Genomic DNA, 23,355 nt, shown 5'->3' with positions numbered 1-23,355 from the left:
ATGGCCGATGACCGGACCTTGTCTTTTCTCCTGGCCCGCCTGCTGATGCTGACAATCGGCCTTGGCGCCGGCAGCCAGGCTTTCGCCGCCGGTGGCCCGCCCGAGGCCGTCTCTTGCAACTTTGCCGCCTTCGTCGAGGAGACGGATCCCGCAGGCCTCAATGTGCGTGCCGCGCCATCGGCCTCGGCACCCGTGCTCGGCACCTTGCCGCCCGTCTGGACCGATGACTCGGGCATGCGAGCCCGCGTGTTCGTGAAGGTCAGCGCCACCGCCAAGGGCTGGTTCCGCATCCATGGGGCCTTCGAGGACGAGGCCCTGACGGGGCAGCCGGCACGGCCGGTTTATGAGGGCGAGGGCTGGGTCAGCGGCCGCAAGCTGGTCGTGAAGTCGCAGGCCAACGCGGGTCGCGCCCGCCCCGATCCCAAGGCAGCAGTCGCGATCCGGCTCAAGGACGGCTTGCTCTTCGACGGCAGCAGCACCATCGCCGCCGGCCGCCTCGTCGATTGCCGCGGCAGCTGGGTGCAGGTCGAGTACGAGGAGGCGCGCTTTGCCGCCGAGATGCGGCCGTATCTGCAGGTCTCGCCCGTCGCCCGGGCCGGGCTGCCCAAGGGGCGCTTGCGCGCCTGGCTGGATCAGATCTGCGGCATCCAGGAAACCTCCTGCGACGGACCGTCATCGCTCGACACGCAATAAAGTGAAGGCGCATCAACCGGGGCGACGGCCGACGGGGTCGATCCCACCGGCCGTCGGCAGGCATGGCGCAATGCTTTGCCTGCCTTTCCTCCTCAAGACTCAGGGATGCTCCGCCCGCGCCCTGCCGACCAGGTCCACCAGATCGGAGCCGCCGCTGCCGGTGTTGTACGACGGGTTCTGGGCGCTCTGCGTCGCGACGGCATAGGGCGCGCCGTCCCAGTAGCCCCAGAAGGGGCCGCCGCTCTGGCCCGGCCAGACATCGCCTTGATGGCTGATGGCCTGGTGCGAGTCGGGGCTCCAGAAGTCGCCGTCCAGTGCGATGCCGGTCTGATAGGTCGGGCGTTGGCCGCCGGTCAGGTCGCCGGGGTAGCCGACATGGGTCCAGTAGGCGCCGCCGTCCCAGCTGTCGCTGTAGCCCTTGGTGCCGAACCAGCCGGTGGCGGAGCCGAGCGGGCGATCCAGCACCACCGCGACATAGTCGTACTTGGCCTCGGTGGCATCGATCGTCGGCCCCGCGACCTTGTGCTTGAAGTAGACCCGCACGGCCCAGGCGCTGCCGTAGGGGGCGCTGCCGTTGTAGTACATCGGGGTGAACTTCAGCCAGCCGACCGTGCCGTTGGGCCGCCAGTCGATGATGTGCGAGCAGGTCAGCAGATGGCGCGGGCCGACCATCACGCCGCTGCCCGAACCGAGCGGACTCTCGACCTTGCCGTTGCAGCGCCAGGGATAGGCGGTGCTGTAGAAGACGCGCCGGTCATCGCCGCCGAAGACCGTTTCGATGCCCGACTGGGCGGCCATGAACTGGTTGCGGTCGATGAACTTCGGGCGCCGCATGCTGCGCGGCTCCAGACGCGGCACATAGTCGAGCTCGACATGCTCGGGGATGTAGGCATCGGTGCCGGCCGCCGTGCTCTCGAGCTGGGCTTCCTTCAGCAGCGGCAGGGCCACCGCCTCCGGGCCCCTGGGGTAGAGGCGGCCATCGATCTCCTCCATCTGCGGGTTCTGATCGAAGAATTTTTCCGCGAGCCCGGCAGGCGCGGCCGCCTGTGCCTTGCGGCCCTTCAGGCGCGCCACATCGATGCATAGGTCCGGCGCGGCGATGCCGTCGGACGAGCTGTTCTTGACTGTCATGGATCTGCTCCCTGGCGGCGCGGGTTGGGTGCTGCGCCGCATATACACACATACGCCTACTCTGTTGACCCCTTTTCGGCCGCTGGGTGCGCGCGTGCATGCAAGCACGGGCTTGCCGTGGGCCCGGCGGCGCGCGGCACCAGGCTGTGCGCGAGAGTAGGGACCGGCTCGGCTGCGGGAATCCGCTGGCTTGTGGACAAGGCCTACCCGGCCGGGCGCCGATCTAGGGATGGCGGGAATGCCTTCCTCGCCGCCGGGTGAACCCGGCCATGCAAGGCGGGCGCGCCACAATCGCTGCGGTTCCGGCTCGACCCTCCCGCACACCATGCTGCTCTACCTCGCCGCCGCGCTGATCGTCGTCACCAGCCTTGCCCACTCCTATCTGGGCGAGCGTTATCTGCTGATGCGCCTGCTGCGGCGGCAGGAGCAACTGCCGCGGCTGTTCGGCGGCACGGCCTTCACCGCGGGCACCCTGCGCTTTGCCTGGCACCTGACGACCCTGGTCTGGTGGGGCATGGCCTATCTGATCGCGCTGGCGGCGCAGCGGCCGCTGGGCTCGGCCGATGTGCTGAACACCTTCGGCGTCGTCGCGCTGCTGTCGGCGGCCCTGCCGCTGTTCTTCACGCGCGGGCGCCACCTGTCCTGGCTGCCGCTGCTGGTCGTGGCGGCGCTCTTGTTCCTGGTTCAGTAGCTGACGGTCACGGTGATCGTGTCGGTGTAGGCGCCCGGCACGACGTTGGCCAGCGAGGGCAGGCGGCCGTAGATGGTCAGGCTCTGCGCGCTGCCGGTGCCGGTGCCGGTGCCGGTGCCGGTGCCGCCGCGGGTGCTGCTGCCGTTGCCTCAGATGACGGAATGGCCGGAATCGGTGTAGAGCTGGTAGGCCAGGGTGTTGCTGCCGCTCTTCATCGCGCGGCTGGTGAAGTTGGTTGCGCCGCCGGCGTTCTGGCCGGCGTCCAGCGCCACCGTGTAGGGCGTGGTGTTGGTGCACACGACGGTCAGTGTGGAGGTCGAGTCGATCGGCGTGGCGGTGGCCAGCGGGTCGATGCTGCTGCCGAAGTTCAGCGCGCCACCGGACACGGTGCAGGCACTGACGATGGTGGCCGTGACCTGGAAGGTGTTGGAGGCGGTCGTCGCCAGGGCCTGCTGGCCGGCGGCCAGCGCCAGCAGCGCGGAGGCGATCAGGAGGTTGCGGGCCGGGACGAAGGTGGTGGCGGTGTTGCGCTGTGCCATGTTGTGCTCCCTTGGTATGGCCTCAATTTTTGGCAAGGGGCCCTGGGGCCGATAGCGGCGCTGCGTCCGGCGGCGCGTGCAGCGAGCCCGCAAGTCCTTGTCGGTGAATTGCCGACAAGCGCGGCAGGGCCCCGACCCCCTCGAATGAGGCAGGCAATCCGCCGACGTGCGCAAGCGGCGACTGCCTTCGCGCGGACGGCGGCTTCGCCGGCTGGCGGCGCAGCCGGCCGCGGCGGACCATGCGGCCCATGAAGCAAACGCAAATCGTGGTAGCGGAAGATTCGGCGGTCCTGCGGCGCCTGTTCGTGCTGCGCGCCGAAGAGGAAGCCGGCGTTGCGGTGCTGGCCCAGCCCGGCAGCGAGAACGAGACGGTGCAGGCCGTGCTGACCCTGTGGCCGGACGCGCTGGTGCTGGACCTGACCCTGGCGCCCGGCTCCGGCCTGTCGGTGCTGGGGCGCATCCGGCGCCAGGGCTATGCCGGCCATGTGTTCGTGTTCAGCTCCAGCCCCGGCGAGCTGTATGCGCCGCTGTGCCGGGAGCGCGGGGCCGATGGCTTCTATGACAAGGCCTTCGACTTCGACCGGCTGCTGCTGGACCTGCGGGAGCTGCGCGAGCGGGAACACCGCTCCTGCTTCGCCCGCCTGGGCAGCTGGCCCGCCGCGCCGGCCCTGGGCCAGGGGCCGGCGGCTCGATAACTGGCGCACCCCCGTTTGCGGCCCGAGCCCCAGGGCCGCTGCTTCGATCCTCGTCCGGCCCGAAACCCCCGCCGACAGCGCCGCGATCTTCGCGCTGACCCGGGCCGCCTTTGCTTTCCTGGCCCAGCCGCCGGCCCCGTCGGGCGGCTGAACTGCCGCTGAGCGGCTACCTCAGGGCGTCGTCGCGAGATGCATCACCAGGGGCGAGGCCGCCATCCTGCGGGTCTGGCCGATGTCGGCCAGCAGGCGCCGGCGCTCCAGTTCCAGCGCCTGCATCGTGCGGTAGGCCTGGGCGCGCTCGACCGGTTCGCTGGCTTCGGCCTGCAGCTGCTGGTCCAGCCGCAACACCTGCAGCCGGATCTCGTCCAGGCGCTCGTGCAGCGGCGTCAGTCCGGCCTCGACCGGCTGGAAGGCCAGGGCAGGGCTGGAGGCGGCGAGCAGGATCATCAGGGTCGGTAGCAGATGGCGTGGCTTCATGCGCCAGACAATAACACCGGCTATAAGGTGCGCCCATGCGCGCAGACGAGAAGAAGATGATGGTGGTGACGAGCAAGAACAAGAGGGAGCGTTGAGATGGGCGTGTCCTTGGCATGGATCGCGGTACGCGGGCCGGAACCGGCCCGGACCTTGGACCGGCTGGGCCTGGCGCCCACCGGGGTCGAATCGGCCTACCCGCCCTCGCAGGCGGCCGTGCATATCCTGCCGGACGGCTGGCTGCTGGTGATCGCGCCGGGCTGCGACCACCGCATCCTGCACGGTGAGGCGCTGGCGGCGCTGTCGGCGGAGGCCGAGGTGGTGGCCTGCTCGGTGGAAGAGCATGTGGATTTCACCCAGTCCGAGCTGTGGCGCGATGGCCGGCGGGTCTGGCACCTGCGCCACCAGGGCGAGGAGGGCGACGACCATCTGGTCGCCGAGGGGGATCTGCCGCCCAGCTACCCGCGTCTGCTCGCGGGCGTCGCGACCGACTACAGCGAGGACCCGGAGGTCTATTTCCACGGTTGCATCCCGCTGCTGCTGGCCAAGGAGCGCTGCGGTTTTCGGCATGACGACGCGGAGCCGAGCTTCGACGATGGCAGCCTGAAGGCGCTGCAGGACCTGCGCCGCGTCGCGCGGCCCTGGTGGCGGCGCCTGCTCTCCTGAACTGAAGCGTCACCGAAACATCGCCGGCCTGTCATCGCGGCGGCATCGGCGCGGGCTCCAATCGGCCCATGCCACCGTCCGTTTCGCCCGCCGCCGGGTCCCCGCCGCTGCCGCGCGGCTTCCATGCGCTGCTCGGCGCGCAGTTCTGCTCGGCGCTGGCCGACAACGCGCTGCTGATCGTGACGATCGCGCTGCTGCAGCGCCGCGGCCTGCCGCTGTGGTGGGCGCCGCTGCTGAAGGTCGGCTTCACCCTGTCCTATGTGCTGCTGGCGCCGCTGGTCGGGCCGCTGGCCGATGCGGTGCCGAAGGCGCGGCTGATGGCCTGGATGAACGGGCTGAAGATCGTCGGCCTGGCCGGCATGCTGCTGGGCTGGCATCCGGTGCTGGCCTACAGCCTGGTGGGCCTGGGCGCGGCGGCCTATGCGCCGGCCAAGTACGGGCTGGTGACCGAGCTGGTGCCGGCGCGCGCGCTGGTGGCGGCAAATGGCTGGCTGGAGGTCAGCATCGTCGGCGCAGCGCTGCTGGGCACGGTGCTGGGTGGGCTGCTGGTGGCGCCCTGGCTGGGCCTGCCCTCGCTCGGAGCGCAGGGCCTGGACTGTTCGCTCGCCGCGCTGGCGGGGCTGTATGCGCTGGCGGCGCTGCTGCAGCTGGCGGTGCCGGACAGCGGCGCGCGCTACCCGGCCGCGCCGCTGCTGCGGCCGCTGGCCCTGACGCGCGACTTCTGGCGCTCGCACCGGCGCCTGTGGCGCGATGCGGAGGGCGGCCTGTCGCTGGCGGTGACCACCTTGTTCTGGGGTGTCGGCGCGACCCTGCAGCTGGCGGTGCTGCGCTGGGCCGAGCTGCGCCTGGGTCTACCGCTGGAGCGCGCGGCCTGGCTGCAGGCGGCGGTGGCGATCGGCGTGGTCGTCGGCGCGGCGCTGGCCGGGCGCTGCGTGCCGCTGGCCGCGGCCTGGCGCGTGCTGCCGCTGGGCCTGCTGCTGGGCCTGCTGATCATCGCGATCGCCTGGGTGCAAGACCTGGCCCTGGCCCTGCCGCTGCTGGCGCTGACCGGCGCGGTGGGCGGGCTGCTGGTGGTGCCGATGAATGCGCTGCTGCAGCATCGCGGCTACCAGTTGCTGAGCGCCGGGCGTTCGATCGCGGTGCAGGGCTTCAACGAAAACCTGAGCGTGCTGCTGATGCTGGGCGCCTACGCCGGCGCGCTGGCGCTGGAGCTGCCGCTGCTGCCGCTGATGAGCGGCTTCGGCGCCCTGATCGCGCTGGCGATGGCCGCGCTGCTGTGGCGGCGCGGGCGTGCCGCGCCGTCGTCCTCACGCAGGCTGGGCCGCGATGTGGGGGCGGGCTGAGAAGCCCTGGGCGTCGATCAGGCCGGCGTAGATGCCTTCCAGGTTGCCGACGATGCCGGCCCAGGACAGCTGCTCGGCGCGCGCGCGCGCCGCGGCCCCCATCGCCCGCAGGCCGCCGAAGTCGCCGCCCAGCAGGCGCGCCAGGCGCAGGAACTCGGGCGCGTTGCCGAAGGGCGCGCGCCAGCCGTTGACGCCGTTGTCGACCAGCTGGCCGGCGGCCGCGTAGTCGTAGGCCAGCACCGGCAGGCCGCTGGCCAGGGCCTCCGCGGTGACATTGCCGTAGGTCTCGGTCAGGCTGGGGAACACGAACAGGTCGCCGCTGGCGTAGAAGGACGCCAGCTCCTCGCCATGACGCATGCCGGCGAACACCGCGTCGGGCAGGCGCGCCTGCAGCTCGGCGCGGGCCGGGCCATCGCCGACCAGCACCAGGCGCGCGCGCGGCTGGGCCTGGCGCAGCGACTCGAAGGCCTCGACCAGGGTGACCAGGTTCTTCTCCGGCGCGAGCCGGCCGACATGCAGCACCACCGGGTCCTGCGCGGCAGCGCCCCAGGATTCGCGCAGCGCGGCGCTGCGCCGCGCGGGATCGAACAGCTGGGTGTCGACGCCGCGCGCCAGCACGCGCACGCCGGCGAAGCCCAGGCCCTGCAGCTCGTCGCGCAGCGCGGCGTCCGGCACCATCGTGCACTGGGTCTTGTTATGGAATTTGCGCAGATAGACCATGATCGGCTTGTTGAGCCAGCCGATGCCGTAATGCTTGCTGTAGGCGTGGAAGTTGGTGCGGAAGTCCGAGCAGATCGGCAGCTTCAGGTAGCTGGCGGCCTGCAGCGCGCTCCAGCCCAGCGGGCCCTCGGTGGCGATATGCACGATGTCGGGCCGGCGCAAGGTCCACAGCTGCACCAGGCTGCGCTTGGAGGCGACGCCCATGCGCAGATGCGGGTAGCGCGGGATCGGCAGGCCACGCATCAACACCTCGTGGAAGCGCTCGTCGGCGGCCGTGCCATGTGGGTTGCCCTCGCCCTTCTCGCCGCGCTGCTGGCGCGGGCGCAGCAGCTGCACCGCATGGTTGCGCGCACGCAGGCCCTCGACGACGCAGGCCACGGTGCGCGCGACGCCGTTCACTTCCGGCGGGTAGGTCTCGGTGACCAGCGCGATGCGCAGTGAGCGCCGCAGCGGCGGCGCCTCGTCGACCTCGATCTCGGGGGGGGCGGCGGGCGGCTTCATGTGCGCATAGTGGCAAGGCTTTGAGGCAAATCAATGACGGGTAGACGTAGTCTTCGCGTCACCGTACCGTCACCAAGCGGCTTCACCATCCGGTCACGCGCAGCCTAAGCAAGGCCGGCGCGCCCATCCTTCTCAGGAGCCGATGTGATTCAACAAGACTTTCTGCAAGCGCTCGCGATCCAGCGCTGGGACGACCACCGCTACTACCACCACAGCCGCATCAACCAGGCCCTGCACCTGCTCAGCGCGATCAGCTTCGTCGTGGCCTACGGGCTGCTGCTGGTCGATCCGCCGCTGGCCGCGCTGCTGGCCTGGCTGGTGTCGATGACCAGCCGCCAGGCCGGGCATTTCTTCTTCGAGCCCAAGGGCTATGACCATGTGAACCAGGCGACCCATGAGCACAAGGAAGACATCAAGGTCGGCTACAACCTGCGCCGCAAGGTGGTGCTGATGGCGCTGTGGGTCGGCGCGCCGCTGCTGCTGCTGGCGCAGCCGACGCTGTTCGGCGCCTTCGACGCGCCGGCCGACGGTCTGTACGAGTTTGCGCGCCAGGTCGGCTGGATGTGGCTGGTGCTGGGCGCCGGCGGCCTGCTGTTCCGCACCGTGCATCTGTTCTTCCTGCAGGGCGTGCAGACCGGCCTGGTCTGGATGACCAAGATCCTGACCGACCCCTTCCACGACATCCTGCTCTACCACCGCGCGCCGCTGTACCTGCTGCGCGGCGAGCTGATCGATCCGATGGGGCATGTGCAGGCGCACGAGGCCTGAGACCTGACCGTGGCGCCCCGCGTGGGCGTCCGATCGCACGAAGCAAATTTCTTAGCCAAGCCCGCCTTCATGGCGGGTTTTTTTTCCTTTCTGCGGGCTTCTTTCTTGATGTGTTTGCTGTCCCGCTGGCCTGTGCTCAGCCCGGTGAGCCCATCAGCGCAGGCGAGGCCGGCAGCACATCCAGCGGGCTGCGCACGGCGCCGCCGCCCATCTTGAGCACATGGGTGTAGATCATGGTGGTGGCCACGTCCGCATGCCCCAGCAGTTCCTGCACGGTGCGGATGTCGCTGCCGCTTTGCAGCAGATGGGTGGCGAAGCAATGGCGCAAGGTGTGGGGTGTGGCGGGCCTGGCAATGCCCGCGGCCGACAGGGCCCGCTTGAAGGCGCGCTGGAAGCTCTGGTCGTAGAGGTGGTGACGGCGGATGACGCCGCTGCGCGGATCGGTGGAGAGGTGGTCTTGCGGGAAGACCCAGAACCAGGTCCAGGCGCTGCCGGCCCGGGGGTATTTGCGCTCCAGCGCATACGGCATCTCCACGCCGGCCTGGCCTGCCTCGACATCGGCCGCCCAGATGCGGCGAGCCCCGGCCAGTTGCTCGCGCAGCTCTGCATGCAGAGCCTGCGGCAGCATCACCACCCGGTCCTTGCCGCCCTTGCCGGCCCGCACGATGAGGGCGCGCTGGCCAAAGTCCAGGTCCTTGACCCGCAGTTGCAAGGCCTCGCTGATGCGCAGGCCCGTGCCGTAGAGCAGGCGTGCCAGCAGGCGATGGTCACCCGGCGGCATCTGCGCCAGCAACTGGCTCACCTCTTCGACCGACAGCACCACGGGCAGCCGCCGCAAGGCACGGGGCCGACCGATCTCCTGCATCCAGGGCAGGTTGATGCCCAGCACCTTGCCATAGAGAAAGAGCAGGGCCGACAGCGCCTGCTTGTGGGTGGATGGCGCCAGCCCTCGCTCGGCAGCCAGGTAGGACAGGAAGGCCTCGACCTCCGGCCCGCCCATCTCGGCTGGGTGGCGCACGCCATGCCAGCGAATGAAGGCGCGGCACCAGAACACATAGCTGTCCTCGGTGCGGCGGCTGTAGTGCAGATAGCGAATGCGCTCGCGCAGTTGGTCAAGCAACCTGACGGCCTGCAGCGGTGGCAGGTTGACGGTGGTGCCCGAAGCGGCGGGCGGACGCAGGAAGCTACGCGCTGGCACGGGCCCCGGAACTGATGGCAACATACGGCCCTCCTGCACTCCGGCGACAACCAAGGCTGATGTAACAAGCTGCCGGATTTGTAGGTAAATTTAGTGCTGTATGAATGTACAGTCAAATGCAAGGGAGGCGTTTTGCATCAAGCACTTAGGGGCACGCCCGTGCCCGACGTTATGCGGCCGCACCGACGTTAGGGCGCAGCGCCTGTCGCCCCATATCACGTTATGCGTCAAATGAGAGAGATGCCGTTGTTTGAAAGTCTAAAGAGTCAGGTCTCCGAGGCTTGGCCGTTCGTCAAGAAGGTCCTGCATCAACTCAAATACCCGTCGGCAATTGCCGCGGTGTATGGACTGCTCGATTGGCACTTCTCGGGGAAACCCTTCTCGTTGGCCGCGTACCTCAAGCTCTGCGCTCCTGCGCTTTTCTTCATCATGTGGCTCGTTGCCATGTATGAACGGGAGCGCAAGAAGTCATCCGACAAGGAGGCTCTGTCTGGCCTGAGCAGTGACATTCAAAGTTTGAAGTCACTTGTCACAGATCTTGGTTCATCGCGACATGCGTCGTTACCAGCTAGCGCTCCAATTGCGTATGGAACGAGTTTTAGCCAACAACTGATGGCCGAAGCTGATGGCGTGTTCCGCTCGGGTCACAAGCTGGCTGCACTACTACAGGCTGGCGTTGCATTCGAGCAAGCAGTGCGCTCTTTTGCCATCCGTAAGGGCCTCGCTGCAGCTGAGCGTATGCCTCTGCTAACGATTTTGCAGAAGGTGGACTTCCTGCTTCCCCAAGGCTGGCAAGGCGAGATTCATATGCTGCGGAAGATCCGTAACCAGCTAGCGCATGCATCTAAGTCGGAACTTGCTGACATTGAAAATGCTGACATGGTGTTCCGTACTTACGGGCTTGCAATCGAAGCCCTGGAATCGGCTCGTGACGCATAACCAGTCATTCCAGCGGACGCCTTACGGCGCCGCTGAATTCCAACGTTATGCATCTTCCAAGACCCACCGATGAAGTTCAGCTGCAGCTGTGGTGAAGTCATTCGCGACAACACCGACTATCAAGACAACAAGGCTTATCTACTCCCAGATGAAACCTACGAGTCTGCGCTTGAGCAAATTGAATCCGGTGAGTCCCCGTGGAACGCACTTCGCATAGTTGAGCGGGTCATGTACCAGTGCCACGCATGTGCAAGGCTGTTCATTGACGACCACCAGGGACAGTTGGTCTGCTTTGCGCCAGAGGGGGACGTTGCTTTCGGGATCCTGAAGGGCACGGCGCCAGATGCATAACCCTTTGGTCAAGCGGACCTGCGCCAGCTACGCTGGCTGGTCCGCTTACCGCGAACGTTGAGGCTGTAAAAAATCTCCCCGGTGCGGGAGTCTCCGAATAGCGCGGTCAGGCGCCGGGCGCTGCAATCGAGGCCGAGTCAGAGGAGGCCACGGATGCCGCGCTACAAGCCTCAGGTCCGAGGTGCGATGTTCCTGCCGGTGGTGCTGTCGGAGCAGCTGGTGCCGGGCAGCTTTGCCTTTGCGCTGAACCTGCTGGTGGATGAGGAGCTGGACCTCTCGGCGCTGGACGCGCGCTTTCGCAACGAAGAGGTGGGCGCCAGCGCCTACGACCCGCGCGTGCTGCTCAAGATCGTGCTGCTGGGCTACAGCCGCGGCCTGGTGTCGAGCCGGCAACTGGAGCGGGCCTGCGAGCATGACATCCAGTTCATCGCGATCAGCGGGGACAGCCACCCCAGCCATGCGCAACTGGCCAAATTCGTCAGCGGCCTGGGGCCGCAGATCAAGGCGCTGTTCCATCAGGTGCTGCTGACCTGCGATGCGCAGGGCTTGATCGGTCGAGAGCTGTTCGCCATCGACGGCGTGAAGCTGCCGGCCAACGCCAGCAAGGAGCGCAGCGGCACGCATGCGGAATTGCTCCACCGGGCGCGCCGGCTGGAGAAGGCGGCCGAGAAGATCGTGAGCCTGCACCAGGCGCAGGACAGCCGCACCGGGACGCCCGGCGATGAAGCACTGCAGGCGCGCCGCCAGCAGCGTGTGGACGCCCTGCGCCGCGAGGCCCAGCGCACGCGAGAGTTCCTGCGCACCACGACGCCGCGGCGTAACCGCAAGGGCCAGGAGCTCAAGACCAACATCACCGATCCTGACAGCGCCAAGATGGCCACCAGCAAGGGCGTGATCCAGGGCTATGCGGCCCAGGCCGCGGTGGACGCGCGGCACCAGGTCATCATCGCGGCGGACATCACTGGCTCCGGCTCGGAGCAGGCCATGCTGCTGCCCATGGTGGAGCAGGCACGGCCCTTCGCTGACGCGCAGACACTCGTCACGGCAGACGCTGGCTACCACAGCGATGTCAACGTGCAGGCCCTGCACGCGCAAGGCAGGCCCGCGCTGATTGCCGACACGCAGATGCGCCAGCGCGATGAACGCTTCAAGGACCACGCTCAGCACAAAGCCCAGCCCGACCCGCTCTACGACAAGCAGGCCACCGGGCAGGGCAAACCATCGATCAAGCACTTCGGGCCGAGCGACTTCCGATTTGATCCAAAGGCCAGGACGGCGATCTGCCCGGCCGGCCAGACGCTGCGCAGCAGCGGGGCGATCTACCAGGTGGGCAAGGGCCAGCGGCGCGAAGACTTCAAGGCCAGGCCCGAGGATTGCCAAGGCTGCGCGCTGCGCACCCAGTGCCTGCGCCACCCCGAACGCACAGCTGCACGCAAGGTCTCGCTGTTCCACGCCAGAGAGCTCGACCCGAACGATCCGAGTCAGCGCATGCGCCGGGCCATCGACAGCCCGCAGGGGCGAGCGTTGTACAGCCGGCGCATCGCCACGGTGGAGCCGGTGTTCGCCAACCTGCGGCACAACAAGCGGCTGAGCCGCTTCACGCTGCGCGGCGCGGCCAAGGTGGGGGCACAGTGGCAGTTGTTCTGCCTGGTGCACAACATCGAGAAGTTGGCGCACAGCGGCTGGAGGCGGTGAGGGCCACAGCCAGGGCCGTGATATCCCCCATCAGCAGGGTTCGGCAGCGCTCACAGGCGCCCGCAGTTGGCGCCACAATCATCCGGAATGAAAACTCTGCTGAACCAGCTCCCGTTCCGCTCGTCAAAGTCCATGACGCGTGGGCAGAGGGTTATTGGACAGCTTCGTTAGGCTTCACAAGACAGTATGAGCAAGACCGTTCTCCTACTCGCGGGAATTTCCTTCACGGTGCTCGCTGGTTGCAGCGACCTGTGCGGCAACGACTCTTCCTCAAGCATCGTCTCGCCTAGCGGCAAGCTCAAGGTCGTTGTTTTTAGTCGAGACTGCGGAGCAACAACCGGGTTCAATACTCAGCTATCGATCGTTCAAGCCAATGCGGAGCTTCCGAACGAGGGCGGAAACACCTTCATTGCAAATGGCACGGTGCCACTGAGGATTCAATGGCAGTCAGATTCCAGGCTCTCTATCTCTGGAGTTCAAGGTCAGAAGGTGCTTAAGCAAGAGGCGCTAGTTGGTGGAGTCGCGGTTACCTATGAGTAAAGTGAAGCCTAACCAGTCGCTCGAGCCGACTCGCGTCGGCAAGCCGCCGCTCGCGGCTCAGCTTCAACGTTAGGCCCCTATGTCGGCGACCTTCAGAGTTCACCAGTCCTTCGTGCTTAGCGCTCGCTCGCTCTACGTCTTCGCCGGCCAGGTCGTCCAAGGCGACGTGCGCCCCGGCATGAAGATCCGAATTGCGATCAGCGAGGGCCTCGAAATGGAAATGCCTGTAGAGGGGGTTGAGGCTCTGCGGCAAGATGGGGGCGAGCTTGTCGCTCTTACGGTGGCACTTGAAGACCCAGATGATGCCGACTTCTTGCAGCAGCTTGATGTTGTCGGTGAGAGCCTCGTCGTGTCGGACGGGGCCTAACAATTCATTCAAGCCGACCACCACTTCGTGGTGGCGGCTTAACTCAGGCGTTGATATGGCATCTTCCTGTCAAGCGGCAAGACCTGCCCCTCTGCGCTGCAGCTGAAGAATGGCCCTCTGGCCAGACGGGGAACGCGGCGGAGCCTGTTGGTGCCATCCGGTATGGATGCGCGACGGTTGCTCATGCTGATATGCGAGGGTTGGCTACCTCAAGACAAGTGTTCGTCGCAGGGCTGATATGGCATCTTCCTGTCAAGCGGCAAGACCTGCCCCTCTGCGCTGCAGCTGAAGAATGGCCCTCTGGCCAGACGGGGAACGCGGCGGAGCCTGTTGGTGCCATCCGGTATGGATGCGCGACGGTTGCTCATGCTGATATGCGAGGGTTGGCTACCTCAAGACAAGTGTTCGTCGCAGGGCTGCCTTCGGTCTAGGGGCTGAGGTCGCGAGCTGCTTGCGCATGGCGCTCAATAACGTTGCCGAGGATTCCCTTGATGGCCGCGGCTGCGCCGCGTTCCCGATCCGGCCGTTGGTCGATCTGTGGATGCGCGCACCTCCTTGCTCGCGTTGATGCCGGTGTGGACTGCGTGACTCAATGCGCCGTGGCGCCTGCACTGGGTTTGACGCCCTGCCAGCCCGAGAGCTGCACCTCGCGCCCGATGGCCCAGACGAAGCCAGCCAACTCGCGCGCCACCGCCACCACCGCCTTGGTCTTGAGCAGGCGGCGCGCGCACAGGCGCTTGAACTTGGCGCTCAGCCGCAGCTGCGCCTTCCAGGCGATATCGGTCACGGCGGGCGGTAACCCGTCCTGGCGCGTGGCGATGACGGGGCTCACGCGGGGATCGGCCCGGTAGTGCCAAGCCACCTCGACGAGCATGCGCCGCGCAGCTGAGTTGCCGGCCTTGGTGATGGCGCCCTGGCGGCGCTTGGGGCCGGAGCTGCGTTCGCTGGGCACAAGGCCCAGGTAGGCCATCAGCTGGCGCGGGGACTCGAAGCGCAGGAAGTCCTGCAGTTCGGCGACCAGCGTGATGGCGGCAATCAGCTGCACGCCTCGCAAGGCCTGTAGGGCCTGCACGACGGGCAACAGGTGCCAGTCGGGCAGCGCCTCCCGCAGGGCCTGCTCCAGCCGGGCGATGCGTGCGCTAGCCTCGGTGATCGCATGCAGGTACTCCTGGAAGGCGATCTGCTGAGCCGCATGTGCGAGTTTGACGGTGGACAGCCAGCGCAGGTGGGCGGCGGTCCAGGAGGTCTTGCCCGTGTAGGGGATGCCATTGCGCAGCAGCAAGGCCTTCAGGCGGTGGCGCCCGTTGCGCTGCTCGCGCACGGCATCCTCGCGAGCGCGTACCAAGTCGCGCACGGCTTCGTCCACTCCATCGGGAACGCGCACCACGGCCAGGTCGCCTGAGCGGGCTAGACGGGCCAGCAACATGGCGTCGCGCCGGTCGGTCTTGATCCGGTCTGCAGGGGCGCGCGGAATCGACGAAGGGGCTACCACCTCGCAGTGCAGGCCCTGAGCGCTGAGGTGGCGCCAGATGACGAAGCCGCAGGGACCAGCCTCGTAGACGATGTGCAAGACCTGGCCCTGGCTGATGAGTCGACGCAGCGCCTTGTCCAGCGAAGCGAGGTCGCCCTTGATGCTGGCGACATGCCGAATCTCAGCATCGCGCGGTGCATCCGCCACGGCGATGTCGATACTGTCCTTGTGGACGTCCAAACCGACGAACAGGGTGCTAGATTTGCGCTCCATGGCCCGACTCCTCGCTAACTTGCAACGCCCCGGCAGCCCGTCTGCCGAGTGCCTTGGTGTAGCTCTACGGGCCCCGCGCTCGCAACCTACGGCATCGCAGGAGTCGGGCCGCCCGAGTTCGCGATGCCATCTTGTCTATGCCTCATGAAGACTAATAGGTCCGCGCGCATCTATGGGCTGGCCGCGTGCAGCCTCCTTGCTTTCGTCGTAGGCGCTTGGTGGCTTGGAGGGACCGATGTTTGCGCTGGCTACATGGCGACATACGATCTGGCATCCGCGTCATGCATTGGGGGCAAGCTTCTCGGCAAGAGCTATTCGCCAACCGTGAGTGAGCAACTCGCCGCAGCGCTTGAATATGGGCTGATCTATGGCGCGATCTTGGGCATCCTCATCGCGATCGTAGTGTTCCGAAAGTTCTTGCAGGGCGCTCGGCCGCGTTTGAAAGGGAACAAGTTTTGACCGCAGCCTCCGCGCATAACCCTTTGCTGCAGCGGACGGCTTCGCCGCCCGCTGAGCGCAAACGTTGGGCAGCTCAAAGTTGAAATCTGCGGCGGACCAAACTTTGCGAGCGCTCATTCCGCGCCTCTATTGGGCAGCTGCGCTGGTAGTCGGCGCTGGCATCACAACAACTACCGCCTATGCACCTTGCAGCCAATCTGGCTTGGCAATTAGCCTGGCGGGCCTCGGAATTGCATTCATCGCAACTTGCCTGATCTTCGCCAATGCAATTCAAAAGAGATCGAGTCAGGCTTGGGGTAACTTCATTGTTGCCACTCTTGCCACATGCGCCGGTGGTTTCGTGGCCTATTGGTGGACGCTAATGCTCTGCCGCGCGGTATGAAATGCCCAACCCGTCGTTGCAGCCGACCCTGGCCAGCTGCGCTGGCCCGGTCGGCTGAACGCCAACGTTGGGTCGCGCCAGGAGATCGGCATGACGAGTGAATGGAGCTCTTCGGAGAAAAAGATCGCCCGTCGCGTCTTTGATGCCGCACTTCAGTGCGAACTCGCCGAAGTCCTGCTGCACTTTAAGGCAATGGCGGCAAACGCGACCGAGCCGGGGCATATGTGGTCCACGGAAGAGTACCTGTCCAAGGCGCGGCGTGAGATCGACAGCAAGTACGACTACCGATACTCGCAGCTTCACGTCGTCTTTGGCCGGCTGCTCCGCGAGGGGCGCATCTCGGAGGTGGAACTTGCCGGCCTGTCCGAAGAAAACCTGCAGCTCATCCGACGCATAGCGTCGCCATGAGCCGCACCCCGCCCGCGCCGAACCCATCTCGTCCCGCCGACGGTCTTCTTCCTTCTGAGCCGCCCAGGGATCATGCACGCAGCCCCTCACCCCTGAGCACAAGGGCGTCAAGCCGGCGCCCTCGGCGATGCGGTGCGAATGACCCCCTCGGCCGGCGCTTCAACCCAGCCGCTCCGCCAACATCTCCCTCAGCAACTGCCGCTTGATGCCCTTGTTGCTCAAGCCCTCGCGGCGCCACCACCAGCCGTCCGCCGCCATCGCGCGGGCGGCGGCGACGAAGCGGGTGAGCACCTGGTCGAACAGGGCCTCGTCGTAGTCGAGGCTGAAGATGAAGCGGCCGGTGCCGACCCAGGACAGCCACAGGCCCTGGCGGCGCAGGTAGAACTGCAGCATCCAGTTGTAGCGCGAGGGTTCGGTGTAGGTGACGGTCCAGATCGACGAGAGGTTGGCCACCCGCACCGGCACGCCGGCCTCGGCCAATGCGGCGTTGAGCCGGGCGGCGCGCGCGTCCTGGCGCTCGTCCAGGCCTTCGTAGAGCGCTTGCACCGCGGGGCTGTCGAGGCGGTCCAGGAAGGCGGCCATCGCCCCCATCACATGGGGATGGCTGTTGAAGGTGCCGCGCGCGAAGCACAGGTCGGCGGGGCGGTCCTCGCGGAAGCGTTTCATCAGCGCTGCCTTGCCGCACAGCACGCCGACCGGCAGGCCGCCGCCCAGGGTCTTGCCATAGGTGACCAGGTCGGCTTGCACGCCGTAGTACTGCTGGGCGCCGCCCGGCGCGAGGCGGAAGCCGACGAACACCTCGTCGAAGATCAGCGGGATGCCGCGCTCGGTGCAGACCTGGCGCAGCTCGCGCAGCCAGGCCGCATAGGCCGCGCGCTCGGTGCCGCCGGCGCGGCGCGAGCTGTCGACCAGCGAGGAATCGCCCGGCGCGCCGCTGTTGGGATGCAGTGCCTGCAGCGGATTGACCAGCACGCAGGCGATGTCCTTGCGGGTGCGCAGCACCTGCAGGCTCTTCGCGTCCATGTCCTTCAGGGTGTAGGTGTCGCGCGGCGGCTGCGGGTTGCCGGGGCCGGGCTGCACATCCTCCCACCAGCCGTGATAGGCGCCGCAAAAGCGCACCAGATGGCTGCGCCCGGTGTGATAGCGGGCCAGGCGCACCGCCTGCATCACCGCCTCGGTGCCGGACATGTGAAAGCTCACCTCGTCCAGCCCCGAGATCCGGCGCAGCCGCGCCACGTTCTCGGCCACCAGCGGGTGATAGGCGCCCAGCAGCGGGCCCAGGCCCGCGACGCGCGCGCTGCCCTCGGCCATGCAGGCCTTGTAGAACTCATGGCCGAACAGGTTGACGCCGTAGCTGCCCGCCAGGTCCAGCCAGCGCTGGCCGTCCAGGTCGACGATCCAGGGGCCGTCGGTGGCGGCGACGAAGCTGCCCAGCTTCAGGTGCTGACGCAGATAGGGGCTGAACTGGAAGGGCACGCGGTAGGCGCCGGTGAACTGCAGGTCGGAGATGCCGGCGCGCGCCGCGTCGGTGGCGGCGATCGAGCGCGGATGCGCCTCGGCCAGCGCCCGCGCCAGCGCGTGGAAGCCCTGGCGGCGGCGCTGCGCCACCTCGTCCGGCGCCACGTCGGCGGCGAAGAAGCGCGCCTCGTCGTAGGCATAGCCCGGCACCAGGGCGGCGATGCGCTTGGCGATGCGCGAATGGCCGGCCAGCGAGCGGTGCTTGGCGCGCGACAGCTCGAACCGGCGCTTGGCCTTGGGCAGCAGGCCGGCCAGGGCCACGGCGGCGATGGCATAAAAGGACAGGAGGGCGGGGGGCAGGGTCTCGTCCATATGGCGGTCACATAAAAAAAGCAGACTCGTATCTGTAACCACTTCTGTTGACAATCCGATGAAGCGTGCCGCGATGCTGATGCGCGATCGCCTGCTGCAGCAGGAGGATCTGAACTTCCTGCTGACCAACCGCATCCCGCGGCTGGCGCTGACCCGCCTGGTCGGCTGGTACAGCCGCATCGAGAGCCCGCTGCTGGCGCGCTTCTCGATCGCGGTCTGGCGCCTGTTCACGCGGCTGGACCTGGGCGAGGCCAAGCGGCAGCGCTTCAGCAGCCTGCAGGACTGCTTCACCCGCGAGCTGAAGGAGGGCGCGCGGCCGCTGGCGAGCGAGCCCGGCGCGCTGCTGAGCCCCTGCGACGCGATCGTGGGCGCCTGCGGCGCGGTGGAGCGCGGCCAGGTGTTCCAGGCCAAGGGCTTTCCATACTCGGTCGGCGAGCTGTTCGGCGATGCGGCGCGCGCCGCACCCTTCCTGGGCGGGCAGTTCGTCACCCTGCGCCTGACCTCGGCGATGTACCACCGCTTCCATGCGCCGGCCGATCTGACGATCGAGCATGTGACCCATATCGCCGGCGACACCTGGAACGTCAACCCGATCGCGCTGAAGCGGGTCGAGCGCCTGTTCTGCCGCAACGAGCGCGCCGCGATCCATGCGCGGCTGGCCGAGGACGGCCGGCCGATCGCGCTGGTGGCGGTGGCCGCGATCCTGGTCGCCAGCCTGCGCCTGCATTGCCTGGACCTGCTGCTGCATGTCGACTACCCGGGCCCGCATGAGCTGCCGGTCGATGCGAGCGCGCAGAAGGGCCAGGAGCTGGGCTGGTTCCAGCAGGGATCGACCATCATCGTGTTCCTGCCGCCGGGCTTCGCGCTGGCGGTGGCCAGCGGGCAGCACATCAGGATGGGGGAAGTGCTGGCCAGGGCATAGCCTTACACTCGGTTTCACCATGCCGATGGAAGCGCCTGCCGTTCTGGACCTCGAAGCCTCGGGCTTCGGGCGCGGCAGCTACCCGATCGAGGTCGGCTTCGTGGCGCCGAATGGCGAGCCCTTCTGCAGCCTGATCAAGCCGCCGCCGGACTGGCAGCATTGGGACGAGGCGGCCGAGGCCCTGCATGGCATCAGCCGCGAGGCGCTGCAGCGCAGCGGCAAGCCGCCCGCCTGGGTGGCGGCGGAGCTGAACCGGCGCCTGGCCGGCCAGACCGTCTACTGCGACGGTTGGGCCCATGACTACAGCTGGCTGGCGCGCCTGTTCGACGCGGCGGCGCTGCTGCCGGCCTTCCGGCTGCAGGATCTGCGCATCCTGCTCTCGGAGGCCGAGGCGCAGCGCTGGCGCGAGGTGACCCTGGCGGTGCGTCGCGAGCAAGACCTGGCACGCCACCGCGCCAGCACCGACGCGCGGGTGCTGCAGCTGGCGCTGCTGCGCATCAAGCGCGAGGCGACGGTCGCCTAGTTCCAGCGGCCCGCGCTGCCGCCCAGGCTGTAGCGCCCGGCGCCGCTGAACATCAAGGCGAGCGCGGTGAACAGGAAGAAGCCCTGCAGCTCCAGCGCCCAGCCGCCGCTCTTGCTCAGCTCGAACAGCTGGCCCGCATGCACCAGCGCGATCGCGACCAGCATATTGACCGCGATCACCAGCGCCGCGGCGCGGGTCCACAGGCCGGCGATCAGCAAGAGCGGCGCCAGCACCTCGCCGACATAGACGAGATAGCCCAGGGCCTCGGGCAGCCCATGCTTGGACATCAGGCCGAGGATGAAGCCGGGGCCGCCGACCAGCTTGCCGATGCCATGCAGCAGGGTCAGCAGGCCCAGGCTCAGGCGCAGGATCAGTTTGGCGAGGGCGTCTTGGTGCGTGATGGCCATGGGCTCGTGCTCGGGGTGGAGTTGCAAGAGCCGGCATGGTGCCGGCGCCCCCGGCACGCGTCAGTGCGTTAACGCACAGCTGGAGCAGAAGCGGCGCTCAGCGTCGCGCACGGCGGCAGCGCACCCGCCGCGGCCGTTCAGCCGGCCGGCAGATCCTCGTGCAGGCAGAGGTAGTTGCCCTCGGTGTCCTTGAACCAGGCGGCCTTTTCAGCGCCCAGCACGCAGACATGGTTGACGGTCTTCAGGCCCGGGAAGTCGTAGTCCTCGAAGACCACGCCGGCGCGCTTGAGCGCCGCGATGCTGGCCTCGATGTCGTCGACCCGGAAGCTGATCGCGGTGTGGTCGGCCTTGGTGCCCTCGGGCTTGGGGAACAGCGCCAGGGTGCTGCCGCCGACCAGGTAGACGAACTTGCCGTCCGGCTTCAGGCCGCCGGGTGTGAGGCCCAGGCGGCCCTCGTAGAAGGCGCGCGCGCGGGCCAGGTCGATGACCGGCAGCATGGTCGTGACGGAGGTGGTGTCGGACAGCATCGGGTGCCCTTTCGCTGGATAGGCCGGCCGGGCCGGCTGGCTGGCTACAGCTTAGGCCCGCCGCCGCCGCGACGCCAGCTCAGCCGCAGAAACCGCCGCGGTAGACGCCGCGGCCGGCGCGCTTGGCCTCGTAGAGCCGCTCGTCGGCCTGCGCGACCATGGTCTCCAGGTCGCCCGAGCCGCCGCGCGCGACGCAGTAGCCGACGCTGACGCCGACCGTGATCTCGTGCGTGTCGATCATGAAGGGCTGGGCCAGCGCGCGCACCAGCTTGGCCGCCACCGCCTCGGCGGCCTCCGCCGCCTGTACCTGCGGCAGCAGCACCGCGAACTCGTCGCCGCCCAGGCGCGCCACCAGGTCCTGCGGCCGCAGCGTGTGGCGCAGCCGGCCGGCCACCGCACGCAGCAGCGCGTCGCCGACCGGATGGCCGTACTGGTCGTTGACCGGCTTGAAGCGGTCCAGGTCCAGGTAGAGCAGGGCCAGCAGCTGGTTGTGCTGGCGCGCTAGCGCCATCTGCTCGTCGGCGCGCTGATCGAAGCCGGCGCGGTTCAGCAGCTGGGTCAGCGGATCGGTCTGCGAGGCGTCCAGCAGGCGGGCCTGCTCCTGCTTCTCGCGCGTGACGTCGCGGCCGGTCCAGACCGCGCCGCCGATGCGGCCGTCCTCCAGGCGCAGCGGCGCATAGCGGGTCTCCAGCACCGTGAAGCTGGGCGCCTCGTAGCTGAACTCCTGGCTGACGCTTTTGCCCGCCAGGGCGGCCTCGAACAGCGGCCGGTTCTGCGCATAGTCCTGGGCGTCGAGCATGTCCTGGGCCAGGCGACCGATCCAGTCCTCGCGCCGCACATTGAAGAACTGTTCGTAGGCATGGTTGAAGAACAGACCGCGCTGCTGCTCGTCCAGCACCGCGATCATGATCGGCGCCTGCTCGGCCACCGCCTTCAGCATCGCCTCGCTGCGCTCGCGCTCATGCTGCGCTTGTTCCTGCTGGGAGACGTCGCGCAGCAGCAGCGAGACGGTCTCGATCTCGCCCTGCCGGCCGCGGTGCACCAGCACGGTGTTGGAGACCGGCACCGGCCGGCCCTGCGGGTCCTGCAGCTCGGTGCGGCCGACCCAGTGACCCTCGTCCAGCGCCTGCTGCGGCAGCGCGTCCAGAAAGCCCTCGCTCGGCGCGGGCAGGAAGGGGCGGTAGGTCCAGCCCTCCAGCGAAGCGTCCGCCGCCAGGCCCAGGCGCTGGCGGCCGGCCGGGTTCAGGTAGATCAGCCGGCCCTCGGGGTCGAACTGGCAGATGTAGTCGGGCGTCTGGTCGAAGATGGCATGCAGGGTGCGCTGCGCCTCCTGTTGGGCCAGGCGCTCGGTGACGTCCTCGACCGTGCCGACCGAGCCGACGATGCGGCCCTGCAGCCGCTGCGGCGCGGTGCGCACCGCGAAGATGCGGCGCTGGCCGTCCTGCAGGGTGACGCGGCGGGTGATGTTGAGGGACTGGCCGCGCCGCACCTGCTCGCGCCATTGCTCGCGCGCCGGTGCGCGCTGCTCGGGCGGCAGCAGCGCCAACCAGCTCCAGGGCCCCAGCTGCTGCAGGCCATGCATGCGCAGATAGGTGTCGTTGGCATAGCTGAGCTGGCCCTGTGCATCGCAGCGGAAGATGCCCAGCGGCGAGGCCTCGCTGGTGGCGGCCAGCGCCGCGTCGCGCTCGCGCGCCAGGCGCTGCAATCGGCTCATCACCCAGGTGATCAGCAGGGCCACCGCGGTGATGCCGCTGGACAGCATCAGCACCAGCTGGCTCTGCTGCGCATGGTCGCCCAGGGTCGCACCGATGCCCTGCGCAACGACCAGCTTGACCTGGGAGTCCTGCAGGGTCTCGAAGCTGGCCAGGCGCGCCAGGCCGTCGGTGCTCGCGCCGCTGCTGCGGAAATCGCCGCTGCTCTGGCGCAGCATCGCGTGGTCGGCCTTCAGGCCCTCGAACAGATTGCGGCCGACGAAACCGGGCAGCTCCGGATGGCGCAAAAGCCCCAGGCCATCGCCGCGCAGCACCGCGACCGAGCCCTCGGTGCCGCGCGCATAGGGCTGCAGCAGCCGGGCCAGCTTGCGGGTGTCGATCACCGCCAGCAGCAGGCTCAGCTCGCCGCTGGGCGCGCTCATGCGCATCGCCAGTGGCAGGTAGGTCGGGCCATCGGCGCGCAGGCGCAGCGGTCGGCCCAGCATCAGGCCCTCGTTGTCGGGTGAGCTCAGCAGGCCGACGAAATCCGCCTCGGGCAGGGTGGCGAAGGGCGGACCGGCCTGGCGCGAGGGCAGGCGGTAGAAGCGGCCATCGCGCGTGCCCAGCAGCACGTCGACCAGCTCACGCGAGGTGTCGCGCAGGGTCTCGGCCAGCTGCACCAGGGAGGCGTCGTTCAGCGGCTCGCGCTGGCCGCGGGTCAGCAGCCACAGGTCGACGGTGCGCAGGCTGCTCTCCGCATCGCCCAGCACCGCGTCGAGCTGGGTGGCGGCCGCGCGCGTCGAGGCGCTGAGCTCGCGCTTGTAGTCGGCCGTCAGCTGCTGCGGATAGACCACCGAGAACCAGACGACCACGCTCCACATCATCAGCAGCGCCAGGCCCAGCGCGACATAGGGCCCGGCGCGCATCAGCCGCTCCAGCTGGCGGCGGCGCGCCGGCAGGGCCACCAGGCGGTGCAGGCGGCCGCGTGGCGTGGCGTTGTCGTCGTGGCGATGCGGATCGTCGAAGGAAGCTTGGCCCATGCTGCACCGCATTGTGCCCGCAGCCCCGGCGCCGCCGGGCGGCTGGCGGAGGCGAAAAAAAACCGGGCCCTGAGGCCCGGTCTGGCGCGTGGCGCTGTTTTTTTTCTGTCT

24 protein-coding genes and 1 pseudogene are annotated in these 23,355 nt (G+C 68.1%); 15 read left to right on the top strand and 10 right to left on the bottom strand.

Features of this window, described 5'->3' with window-relative positions; genetic code table 11:
- Positions 1-693, top strand: a complete 693-nt coding sequence (locus G8A07_RS23380) for an SH3 domain-containing protein (RefSeq protein ID WP_195794327.1) — start codon at positions 1-3, stop codon at positions 691-693.
- Positions 694-792: 99 nt separating this feature from the next.
- Here G8A07_RS23380 and G8A07_RS23375 read toward each other — a convergent pair whose 3' ends face one another.
- Positions 793-1,824, bottom strand: a complete 1,032-nt coding sequence (locus G8A07_RS23375; RefSeq protein ID WP_195794326.1) for a serine protease — start codon at positions 1,822-1,824, stop codon at positions 793-795.
- A 325-nt stretch (positions 1,825-2,149) separates the two neighbouring features.
- On the opposite strand from G8A07_RS23375, the gene G8A07_RS23370 reads away from it, so the two are divergent.
- Positions 2,150-2,515 (top strand): hypothetical protein, encoded by a 366-nt coding sequence (locus G8A07_RS23370; protein ID WP_195794325.1) that lies wholly within the window; start codon positions 2,150-2,152, stop codon positions 2,513-2,515.
- On the opposite strand, the pseudogene G8A07_RS23365 reads toward G8A07_RS23370, so the two are convergent.
- Positions 2,509-3,054 (bottom strand): annotated as a pseudogene (locus G8A07_RS23365) (spore coat U domain-containing protein). The gene G8A07_RS23370 and the pseudogene G8A07_RS23365 overlap by 7 nt on opposite strands.
- Positions 3,055-3,302: 248 nt before the next feature.
- Here G8A07_RS23365 and G8A07_RS23360 point away from each other — a divergent pair.
- Entirely contained in the window at positions 3,303-3,749 is a 447-nt protein-coding gene (locus G8A07_RS23360) for a response regulator (RefSeq protein ID WP_195794324.1), read from the top strand.
- 171 nt (positions 3,750-3,920) lie between these two features.
- Here G8A07_RS23360 and G8A07_RS23355 read toward each other — a convergent pair whose 3' ends face one another.
- Positions 3,921-4,226 carry a hypothetical protein gene (locus G8A07_RS23355; RefSeq protein ID WP_195794323.1) on the bottom strand — a complete coding sequence of 102 codons (306 nt, stop codon included), beginning with the start codon at positions 4,224-4,226 and terminating at the stop codon, positions 3,921-3,923.
- 96 nt (positions 4,227-4,322) lie between these two features.
- Here G8A07_RS23355 and G8A07_RS23350 point away from each other — a divergent pair, with 96 nt between their 5' ends.
- Together G8A07_RS23350 and lplT are read left to right on the top strand one after the other, a co-directional pair.
- A complete protein-coding gene (locus tag G8A07_RS23350) occupies positions 4,323-4,889 on the top strand; it encodes a hypothetical protein (protein ID WP_195794322.1) in 567 nt (188 codons plus the stop codon).
- 68 nt (positions 4,890-4,957) lie between these two features.
- A complete protein-coding gene (gene lplT, locus G8A07_RS23345) occupies positions 4,958-6,232 on the top strand; it encodes a lysophospholipid transporter LplT (RefSeq protein WP_249937117.1) in 1,275 nt (424 codons plus the stop codon).
- Here lplT and G8A07_RS23340 read toward each other — a convergent pair.
- Complete coding sequence (locus G8A07_RS23340) at positions 6,197-7,453, bottom strand: glycosyltransferase family 1 protein (RefSeq protein ID WP_195794321.1); 1,257 nt, start codon at positions 7,451-7,453, stop codon at positions 6,197-6,199. The genes lplT and G8A07_RS23340 overlap by 36 nt on opposite strands.
- 144 nt (positions 7,454-7,597) lie before the next feature.
- Between G8A07_RS23340 and G8A07_RS23335 the strand changes: the two genes are divergently transcribed.
- Positions 7,598-8,221, top strand: a complete 624-nt coding sequence (locus G8A07_RS23335; RefSeq protein WP_249937116.1) for a hypothetical protein — start codon at positions 7,598-7,600, stop codon at positions 8,219-8,221.
- A 136-nt stretch (positions 8,222-8,357) separates the two neighbouring features.
- Here the strand turns inward: G8A07_RS23335 and G8A07_RS23330 are convergent, their stop codons facing one another.
- The gene (locus G8A07_RS23330) at positions 8,358-9,401 is read right to left on the bottom strand and encodes an integron integrase (RefSeq protein ID WP_371816463.1); all 1,044 of its coding nucleotides are present in this window, start codon (positions 9,399-9,401) and stop codon (positions 8,358-8,360) included.
- 258 nt (positions 9,402-9,659) lie between these two features.
- On the opposite strand from G8A07_RS23330, the gene G8A07_RS23325 reads away from it, so the two are divergent.
- The 5 genes from G8A07_RS23325 to G8A07_RS23305 all read left to right on the top strand — a co-directional run bounded on the left by G8A07_RS23325 (position 9,660) and on the right by G8A07_RS23305 (position 13,311).
- Positions 9,660-10,358 (top strand): hypothetical protein, encoded by a 699-nt coding sequence (locus G8A07_RS23325; protein ID WP_195794319.1) that lies wholly within the window; start codon positions 9,660-9,662, stop codon positions 10,356-10,358.
- A 69-nt stretch (positions 10,359-10,427) separates the two neighbouring features.
- On the top strand, positions 10,428-10,709 hold the full coding sequence (locus G8A07_RS23320; RefSeq protein WP_195794318.1) for a hypothetical protein: 282 nt from the start codon (positions 10,428-10,430) through the stop codon (positions 10,707-10,709).
- Positions 10,710-10,862: 153 nt separating this feature from the next.
- Positions 10,863-12,404 carry an IS1182 family transposase gene (locus G8A07_RS23315; RefSeq protein ID WP_195794317.1) on the top strand — a complete coding sequence of 514 codons (1,542 nt, stop codon included), beginning with the start codon at positions 10,863-10,865 and terminating at the stop codon, positions 12,402-12,404.
- Between the two features lie 186 nt (positions 12,405-12,590).
- Positions 12,591-12,944, top strand: coding sequence for a hypothetical protein (locus G8A07_RS23310; RefSeq protein WP_195794316.1), 354 nt, complete (start codon positions 12,591-12,593; stop codon positions 12,942-12,944).
- 79 nt (positions 12,945-13,023) lie between these two features.
- Positions 13,024-13,311 carry a hypothetical protein gene (locus G8A07_RS23305; RefSeq protein ID WP_195794315.1) on the top strand — a complete coding sequence of 96 codons (288 nt, stop codon included), beginning with the start codon at positions 13,024-13,026 and terminating at the stop codon, positions 13,309-13,311.
- Positions 13,312-13,900: 589 nt separating this feature from the next.
- Here the strand turns inward: G8A07_RS23305 and G8A07_RS23300 are convergent.
- On the bottom strand, positions 13,901-15,055 hold the full coding sequence (locus G8A07_RS23300) for an IS110 family transposase (RefSeq protein WP_195794314.1): 1,155 nt from the start codon (positions 15,053-15,055) through the stop codon (positions 13,901-13,903).
- 324 nt (positions 15,056-15,379) lie between these two features.
- Between G8A07_RS23300 and G8A07_RS28130 the strand changes: the two genes are divergently transcribed.
- Together G8A07_RS28130 and G8A07_RS23295 are read left to right on the top strand one after the other, a co-directional pair.
- Positions 15,380-15,514: a hypothetical protein gene (locus G8A07_RS28130; RefSeq protein WP_256441071.1), complete on the top strand. Its 135-nt coding sequence runs from the start codon at positions 15,380-15,382 to the stop codon at positions 15,512-15,514.
- A 472-nt stretch (positions 15,515-15,986) separates the two neighbouring features.
- Positions 15,987-16,304 (top strand): hypothetical protein, encoded by a 318-nt coding sequence (locus tag G8A07_RS23295; protein WP_195794313.1) that lies wholly within the window; start codon positions 15,987-15,989, stop codon positions 16,302-16,304.
- Between the two features lie 159 nt (positions 16,305-16,463).
- Here G8A07_RS23295 and G8A07_RS23290 read toward each other — a convergent pair whose 3' ends face one another.
- Positions 16,464-18,134, bottom strand: coding sequence for an aminotransferase class III-fold pyridoxal phosphate-dependent enzyme (locus G8A07_RS23290; protein ID WP_195794312.1), 1,671 nt, complete (start codon positions 18,132-18,134; stop codon positions 16,464-16,466).
- A gap of 58 nt (positions 18,135-18,192) precedes the next feature.
- On the opposite strand from G8A07_RS23290, the gene asd reads away from it, so the two are divergent.
- Entirely contained in the window at positions 18,193-19,056 is an 864-nt protein-coding gene (asd, locus tag G8A07_RS23285; RefSeq protein WP_249937115.1) for an archaetidylserine decarboxylase, read from the top strand.
- 19 nt (positions 19,057-19,075) lie between these two features.
- Positions 19,076-19,579 (top strand): hypothetical protein, encoded by a 504-nt coding sequence (locus tag G8A07_RS23280; protein WP_249937114.1) that lies wholly within the window; start codon positions 19,076-19,078, stop codon positions 19,577-19,579.
- Here G8A07_RS23280 and G8A07_RS23275 read toward each other — a convergent pair.
- From G8A07_RS23275 to G8A07_RS23265, 3 genes are all read right to left on the bottom strand, one after another.
- Entirely contained in the window at positions 19,576-19,986 is a 411-nt protein-coding gene (locus G8A07_RS23275; RefSeq protein ID WP_195794311.1) for a DoxX family protein, read from the bottom strand. The two genes, G8A07_RS23280 and G8A07_RS23275, sit on opposite strands and share 4 nt — an antisense overlap.
- A 137-nt stretch (positions 19,987-20,123) precedes the next feature.
- Positions 20,124-20,513 carry a VOC family protein gene (locus G8A07_RS23270; RefSeq protein ID WP_195794310.1) on the bottom strand — a complete coding sequence of 130 codons (390 nt, stop codon included), beginning with the start codon at positions 20,511-20,513 and terminating at the stop codon, positions 20,124-20,126.
- A gap of 79 nt (positions 20,514-20,592) precedes the next feature.
- Positions 20,593-23,244, bottom strand: coding sequence for a diguanylate cyclase domain-containing protein (locus tag G8A07_RS23265; RefSeq protein ID WP_195794309.1), 2,652 nt, complete (start codon positions 23,242-23,244; stop codon positions 20,593-20,595).
- Between the last annotated feature and the right edge of the window lie 111 nt (positions 23,245-23,355).

It is taken from the genome of Roseateles sp. DAIF2 (assembly GCF_015624425.1).
In the GTDB taxonomy this organism is placed as follows: domain Bacteria; phylum Pseudomonadota; class Gammaproteobacteria; order Burkholderiales; family Burkholderiaceae_C; genus Kinneretia.
The sequence above is the reverse complement of the archived record's forward strand: the minus strand, read 5'-3'. Positions and strand labels throughout refer to the sequence as shown.

Coding starts and splice junctions, on each gene's coding strand:
- G8A07_RS23265 (WP_195794309.1), bottom strand. CDS start 23,244: ATGGGCCAAGCTTCCTTCGACGATCCGCATCGCCACGACGACAACGCC.
- G8A07_RS23350 (WP_195794322.1), top strand. CDS start 4,323: ATGGGCGTGTCCTTGGCATGGATCGCGGTACGCGGGCCGGAACCGGCC.
- lplT (WP_249937117.1), top strand. CDS start 4,958: ATGCCACCGTCCGTTTCGCCCGCCGCCGGGTCCCCGCCGCTGCCGCGC.
- G8A07_RS23355 (WP_195794323.1), bottom strand. CDS start 4,226: ATGAAGCCACGCCATCTGCTACCGACCCTGATGATCCTGCTCGCCGCC.
- G8A07_RS23305 (WP_195794315.1), top strand. CDS start 13,024: ATGTCGGCGACCTTCAGAGTTCACCAGTCCTTCGTGCTTAGCGCTCGC.
- asd (WP_249937115.1), top strand. CDS start 18,193: ATGAAGCGTGCCGCGATGCTGATGCGCGATCGCCTGCTGCAGCAGGAG.
- G8A07_RS23295 (WP_195794313.1), top strand. CDS start 15,987: ATGACGAGTGAATGGAGCTCTTCGGAGAAAAAGATCGCCCGTCGCGTC.
- G8A07_RS23310 (WP_195794316.1), top strand. CDS start 12,591: ATGAGCAAGACCGTTCTCCTACTCGCGGGAATTTCCTTCACGGTGCTC.
- G8A07_RS23380 (WP_195794327.1), top strand. CDS start 1: ATGGCCGATGACCGGACCTTGTCTTTTCTCCTGGCCCGCCTGCTGATG.
- G8A07_RS23340 (WP_195794321.1), bottom strand. CDS start 7,453: ATGAAGCCGCCCGCCGCCCCCCCCGAGATCGAGGTCGACGAGGCGCCG.
- G8A07_RS23375 (WP_195794326.1), bottom strand. CDS start 1,824: ATGACAGTCAAGAACAGCTCGTCCGACGGCATCGCCGCGCCGGACCTA.
- G8A07_RS23320 (WP_195794318.1), top strand. CDS start 10,428: ATGAAGTTCAGCTGCAGCTGTGGTGAAGTCATTCGCGACAACACCGAC.
- G8A07_RS23370 (WP_195794325.1), top strand. CDS start 2,150: ATGCTGCTCTACCTCGCCGCCGCGCTGATCGTCGTCACCAGCCTTGCC.
- G8A07_RS23300 (WP_195794314.1), bottom strand. CDS start 15,055: ATGGAGCGCAAATCTAGCACCCTGTTCGTCGGTTTGGACGTCCACAAG.
- G8A07_RS23280 (WP_249937114.1), top strand. CDS start 19,076: ATGCCGATGGAAGCGCCTGCCGTTCTGGACCTCGAAGCCTCGGGCTTC.
- G8A07_RS23325 (WP_195794319.1), top strand. CDS start 9,660: ATGCCGTTGTTTGAAAGTCTAAAGAGTCAGGTCTCCGAGGCTTGGCCG.
- G8A07_RS23290 (WP_195794312.1), bottom strand. CDS start 18,134: ATGGACGAGACCCTGCCCCCCGCCCTCCTGTCCTTTTATGCCATCGCC.
- G8A07_RS23360 (WP_195794324.1), top strand. CDS start 3,303: ATGAAGCAAACGCAAATCGTGGTAGCGGAAGATTCGGCGGTCCTGCGG.
- G8A07_RS23275 (WP_195794311.1), bottom strand. CDS start 19,986: ATGGCCATCACGCACCAAGACGCCCTCGCCAAACTGATCCTGCGCCTG.
- G8A07_RS23315 (WP_195794317.1), top strand. CDS start 10,863: ATGCCGCGCTACAAGCCTCAGGTCCGAGGTGCGATGTTCCTGCCGGTG.
- G8A07_RS23270 (WP_195794310.1), bottom strand. CDS start 20,513: ATGCTGTCCGACACCACCTCCGTCACGACCATGCTGCCGGTCATCGAC.